General features: G+C 69.9%; 3 protein-coding genes. 1 reads left to right on the top strand and 2 read right to left on the bottom strand.

Features of this window, described 5'->3' with window-relative positions; genetic code table 11:
- A partial coding sequence (locus AOK22_RS33920) for a heavy metal translocating P-type ATPase (protein ID WP_055702553.1) occupies nucleotides 1–1744 on the top strand: 1744 nt, incomplete at its 5' end.
- Between the two features lie 473 nt (nucleotides 1745–2217).
- On the opposite strand, the gene AOK22_RS33915 is transcribed toward AOK22_RS33920, so the two are convergent.
- Entirely contained in the window at nucleotides 2218–3507 is a 1290-nt protein-coding gene (locus AOK22_RS33915; RefSeq protein ID WP_055702552.1) for a citrate synthase, read from the bottom strand.
- Between the two features lie 205 nt (nucleotides 3508–3712).
- On the bottom strand, nucleotides 3713–5947 hold the full coding sequence (gene recD2 / locus AOK22_RS33910) for an SF1B family DNA helicase RecD2 (protein WP_055702551.1): 2235 nt from the start codon (nucleotides 5945–5947) through the stop codon (nucleotides 3713–3715).
- Nucleotides 5948–6064 lie beyond the last annotated feature (117 nt).

The following is a 6064-nucleotide window of genomic DNA, read 5'->3' as shown; positions in this document are numbered from 1 at the left end:
CTGGTCGCTGTGGGCGCTGTTCTTCGGGGACGCCGGGATGCCGGGCATGCGGCACGGCTTCGACCTCACCGCCTCGCCGGGCGACGGCGCCTCCACCATCTACCTCGAAGTGGCCGCGGGCGTCATCACCTTCATCCTGCTCGGACGCTGGCTGGAGGCCCGCTCCAAGCGGCGGGCCGGCGCGGCCCTGCGCGCCCTCCTGGAGCTCGGCGCGAAGGACGTGACCGTGCTGCGCGACGGCACGGAGCAGCGGATCCCGGTCGGGCGCCTGGCCGTCGGCGACCGTTTCGTCGTACGCCCCGGGGAGACCGTCGCGACCGACGGCACGGTCGTCGAGGGCGCCTCCGCCGTCGACGCCTCGATGCTGACCGGCGAGTCCGTGCCGGTCGACGTGGGCACGGGCGACACCGTGACCGGCGCGACCGTGAACACCTCGGGCCGCCTCGTGGTGACGGCGACCCGCGTCGGCGCCGACACCCAGCTGGCCCGGATGGCGCGCCTGGTCGAGGACGCGCAGACCGGCAAGGCCCAGGTGCAGCGCCTCGCCGACCGGATCGCCGGGGTGTTCGTGCCGGTCGTCCTGGTGATCGCGGTCGGCACGCTCGGCGGCTGGCTGGGCGCCACGGGCGACGCGACCGCCGCGTTCACCGCCGCCGTCGCCGTCCTGATCATCGCCTGCCCCTGCGCGCTGGGCCTGGCCACGCCGACGGCCCTGATGGTCGGCACCGGCCGCGGCGCGCAGCTCGGCATCCTGATCAAGGGCCCCGAGGTCCTGGAGTCCACCCGCAAGGTCGACACCGTCGTCCTGGACAAGACGGGGACGGTGACGACGGGACGCATGGACCTGAAGGACGTGTACGTCGCCGGGGACACCGGCGAGAGGCAGCTCCTGCGCCTCGCGGGCGCCCTGGAGCACGCCTCCGAGCACCCGGTCGCACGGGCCGTCGCGGCGGGCGCCGCCGACCGCCTGGGCATCGCCGCAGAAGAGCTCCCGGCGCCGCGGGGGTTCGCGAACGTCGCCGGGTCCGGGGTGCGCGGCACCGTGGACGGGCACGACGTCCTCGCGGGCCGTGAGCGGCTCCTGGCGGACGCGGGCGTCACCGGCCTGGACCTGGTGACCAAACTGCGGGACGACGCGGAGGCGGCCGGGCGCACGGCCGTCCTGGTCGCCTGGGACGGCGTCGCGCGCGGCGTCCTGGCGGTCGCGGACACCCCGAAGGAGACCAGCGCGGAGGCGGTGCGCGAGCTGCGCGCGCTGGGTCTCGCCCCGGTGCTGCTCACCGGCGACAACAAGGCCGTCGCCACCGCGGTCGCGGACGCCGTGGGCATCGGCCCCGACGCCGTGTACGCGGAGGTCCTGCCGCAGGACAAGGTCGATGTCGTACGGCGGCTGCAGGGCGAGGGCCGGGTCGTGGCGATGGTCGGCGACGGCGTGAACGACGCGGCCGCGCTGGCCGCCGCCGATCTGGGCCTGGCCATGGGTACCGGCACGGACGCGGCGATCGAGGCGAGCGACCTGACACTGGTCCGCGGGGACCTGCGGGTCGCGGCGGACGCCATCCGGCTCTCCCGGAAGACCCTCGCCACGATCAAGGGCAATCTCTTCTGGGCGTTCGGCTACAACGTCGCCGCGCTGCCGCTCGCGGCGGCCGGACTGCTGAACCCGATGATCGCGGGAGCCGCCATGGCGTTCTCCTCGGTGTTCGTGGTGACGAACAGTCTGCGTCTGAGGACGTTCACATAGGCCCTTCACATGTCCGTTTCGACACCTTCACACCAGAGCCCCGATCCCCATATCGGGGCTCTTGCGCATGTACAGGACATATGCAAGAGACGCAGATCACAGTGACGGGAACGTAACCATTGAGGGGGGTCGCGAGTCTAATGGGGCGATGCAGGAAGATGTCTTGGGGGACGCCTTCCGGCATATGGGGACATCTTGGGGGATGTTCCTGGAATTGCGTTGCCGGGGCACGTGCACCGGGGAGCTTTGAGCGGCCCTCCCGTACGTACGCGTCCCGGCAGACCGCAGGGCAACCACAGACGCCCGGCCGGATCCCGTGGGGGGAATCCGCACCGGGAAAAAGGGAAGCGCCCCGACCGTCGACCCGTGGGGGGATCGATGGCGGGGCGCTTTCCGCTATGTGACGAGGGCCCCGTAAGGGGCGCGGGGAGCCGCGCGACCGGCCGAAGCCGACCCGCAGCAGCCCGGAGGGCTCAGCGGCCCTCGACCGGGACGAAGTCCCGGAGAACCTCACCGGTGTAGATCTGGCGCGGGCGGCCGATGCGCGAACCCGGCTCCTTGATCATCTCGTGCCACTGGGCGATCCAGCCCGGCAGCCGGCCGAGGGCGAACAGGACCGTGAACATCTCGGTCGGGAAGCCCATGGCGCGGTAGATGAGACCCGTGTAGAAGTCCACGTTCGGGTAGAGCTTGCGCTCGACGAAGTAGTCGTCGGCCAGCGCGTGCTCTTCCAGCTTCAGCGCGATGTCGAGCAGCTCGTCGGACTTGCCGAGGGCCGAGAGGACGTCGTGCGCCGCCGCCTTGATGATCTTCGCCCGCGGGTCGAAGTTCTTGTAGACGCGGTGCCCGAAGCCCATGAGCTTCACGCCGTCTTCCTTGTTCTTCACCTTGCGGATGAAGGTGTCGACGTCGCCGCCGGAGGCCTGGATGCCCTCGAGCATCTCCAGGACCGACTGGTTGGCGCCACCGTGCAGCGGGCCCCACAGGGCCGAGATGCCGGCGGAGATCGAGGCGAACATGTTCGCCTGCGAGGAGCCGACCAGACGCACGGTGGAGGTCGAACAGTTCTGCTCGTGGTCCGCGTGCAGGATCAGGAGCTTGTCGAGCGCGGCGACGACGACCGGGTCCAGCTCGTACTCGGCGGCGGGCACCGAGAAGGTCATGCGCAGGAAGTTCTCGACGTAGCCGAGGTCGTTGCGCGGGTAGACGACCGGGTGGCCCTGCGACTTCTTGTAGGCGTAGGCGGCGATCGTCGGAAGCTTGGCGAGAAGGCGGATCGTCGAGAGGTGACGCTGCTTCTCGTCGAACGGGTTGTGGCTGTCCTGGTAGAACGTCGACAGCGCGCTGACCACGGACGACAGCATGGCCATCGGGTGGGCGTCACGCGGGAAGCCGTCGTAGAAGCGCTTGACGTCCTCGTGCAGCAGGGTGTGCTGCGTGATCTCGTTCTTGAAGGTGGCGAGCTCGTCGACCTTCGGCAGTTCGCCGTTGATCAGCAGGTACGCCACCTCGGTGAAGGTGGAGCGCTCGGCCAGCTGCTCGATCGGGTAGCCGCGGTACCGGAGGATCCCCTGCTCGCCGTCGAGATAGGTGATGGCGGATTTATAGGCGGCGGTGTTGCCATAGCCGCTGTCCAGGGTCACCAGACCGGTCTGGGCGCGGAGCTTCCCGATGTCGAAGCCCTTGTCGCCGACGGTCGAATCGATCACCGGGTAGGTGTACTCGCCATCGCCGTACCGCAGTACTACAGAGTTGTCGCTCACGTCATCCCTCACCGACGTTGTGCCTCTTCTTCGAGGTGCCCTGACTGTCTCTACCATCCCCCATTTGGCCCTGGAGAGTGCACTCGGGGTCGACCATTGGGCCTATTGGCGGCACTCAGTGCCGCCAACCTGCTCATCCTGCCCCCTTCGCCCCGGTTCCGAAAGTGCTGTGTGACGTTTCCGACTCGTTTGATCGATCAAAATGTCACGGGCCCGCTCCGCGGCGCCCCGAAAGCCGGAAATCCAGTGCCGTACAGCGTCTGCCCGCGGAGACCGTGCGTACCGCCTGACCTAGAGCCTTGCGCGAACCGACCAGGACGACCAGCTTCTTGGCCCGTGTCACGGCGGTGTAGAGCAGATTCCGCTGGAGCATCATCCACGCCCCCGTGGTGACCGGAATCACCACCGCCGGATACTCGCTGCCCTGGGAGCGGTGGATCGTCACCGCGTACGCGTGCGCCAGCTCGTCCAGTTCGTCGAAGTCGTAGGGGACTTCCTCGTCCTCGTCCGTGCGGACGGTCAGGCGCTGCTCGTCGGTGTCGAGGGCGGTGACGACGCCCACCGTGCCGTTGAAGACGCCGTTCTGTCCCTTCTCGTAGTTGTTGCGGATCTGGGTGACCTTGTCGCCGACGCGGAACACCCGGCCGCCGAACCGCTTCTCGGGCAGGTCGGGACGGGCGGGGGTGATGGCCTGCTGGAGGAGGCCGTTGAGCGTGCCGGCGCCGGCCGGGCCGCGGTGCATGGGGGCGAGGACCTGGACGTCGCGCCGGGGGTCGAGGCCGAACTTGCGCGGGATGCGGTGCGCGGCGACGTCCACGGTGAGCCGGCCCGCGTCCTCGGTCTCGTCCTCGACGAAGAGGAAGAAGTCCTTCATGCCCTGAGTGAGCGGCGGGACGCCGGAGTTGATCCGGTGGGCGTTGGTGACGACGCCGGACTCCTGGGCCTGCCGGAAGATGCGGGTGAGGCGGACGGCCGGGATCGGGCTCTCCGCGCTGAGCATGTCCCGCAGGACCTCGCCCGCGCCGACGCTGGGCAGCTGGTCCACGTCCCCGACGAAGAGCAGATGGGCGCCCGGCGGGACGGCCTTCACCAGCTTGTTGGCGAGCAGGAGGTCGAGCATCGAGGCCTCGTCGACGACGACCAGGTCGGCGTCCAGCGGGCGGTCCCTGTCGTACGCCGCGTCTCCCCCGGGCTTCAGCTCCAGCAGGCGGTGGACCGTGGAGGCCTCCGCGCCGGTGAGCTCGGCGAGGCGCTTGGCGGCGCGGCCGGTGGGGGCGGCGAGGACGACCTTGGCCTTCTTGGCGCGGGCCAGCTCGACCACGGAGCGGACCGTGAAGGACTTGCCGCAGCCGGGCCCGCCGGTCAGGACGGCGACCTTGCGGGTCAGCGCGAGCTTGACCGCCTCCTCCTGCTCGGGGGCCAGCTCGGCGCCCGTGCGGTCCGAGAGCCAGGCGAGGGCCTTGTCCCAGGCGACGTCCCGGAAGCCGGGCATGCGGTCGCCCTCCGCCCCCAGGAGGCGCGACAGCTGGGCGGCGAGGGAGAGTTCGGCGCGGTGGAAGGGGACCAGGTAGACGACCGTGATGTCGTCCCCGCCGTCCGGGTCGGGCAGCGTCTCGCGGACGACGCCCTCCTCGTCCCGCGCCAGTTCGGCGAGGCAGTCGATGACGAGGCCCGTGTCGACCTGGAGCAGCTTCACCGCGTCCGCGATCAGGCGCTCCTGGGGGAGATAGCAGTTGCCCTGGTCGGTGGATTGCGAAAGGGCGTACTGGAGACCGGCCTTGACGCGCTCCGGGCTGTCGTGCGGAATGCCGACGGACTGCGCGATGCGGTCCGCGGTGAGGAAGCCGATGCCCCAGACGTCGGCGGCGAGGCGGTACGGCTCGTTCTTCACGACGGAGATCGAGGCGTCGGCGTACTTCTTGTAGATGCGCACGGCGATGGAGGTGGAGACGCCGACGCCCTGGAGGAAGACCATCACTTCCTTGATGGCCTTCTGCTCCTCCCAGGCGGCGGCGATCATCTTGGTGCGCTTGGGGCCGAGGCCCGGGACCTCGACGAGCCGCTTCGGCGCGGTCTCGATGACGTCGAGGGTGTCGACGCCGAAGTGCGTGGTGATCCGGTCGGCCATCACCGGGCCGATGCCCTTGATCAGGCCGGAGCCGAGATAGCGGCGGATGCCCTGGATGGTGGCCGGCAGCACCGTCGTGTAGTTCTCGACGGTGAACTGCTTGCCGTACTGGGGGTGGGAGCCCCAGCGGCCCTGCATCCGCAGCGACTCGCCGACCTGGGCGCCGAGCAGCGAGCCGACGACGGTCAGCAGGTCTCCGCCGCCGCGGCCGGTGTCGACGCGCGCGACCGTGTACCCGGTCTCCTCATTGGCGTACGTGATGCGCTCGAGGACCCCCTCCAGCACCGCCGCCGTGGCAGCTGAACTCGACATGATCCGACGCTACCGCCCGGCACCGACAGCGCGGGAAGTCCTGTGGACAACTTCGAAGGGGCCCGGTCTGCCGACCGGGCCCCTTCGCTTCCCTCCCCATGCCAGAAACCCCGTGAT

This window comes from Streptomyces silaceus, assembly GCF_001419745.1.
In the GTDB taxonomy this organism is placed as follows: Bacteria; Actinomycetota; Actinomycetes; order Streptomycetales; family Streptomycetaceae; genus Streptomyces; species Streptomyces silaceus.
The sequence above is the reverse complement of the archived record's forward strand: the minus strand, read 5'-3'. Positions and strand labels throughout refer to the sequence as shown.

Excerpts from the sequence above, each read along its gene's own strand:
- recD2 (WP_055702551.1), bottom strand. The coding sequence starts at position 5,947 with ATGTCGAGTTCAGCTGCCACGGCGGCGGTGCTGGAGGGGGTCCTCGAG.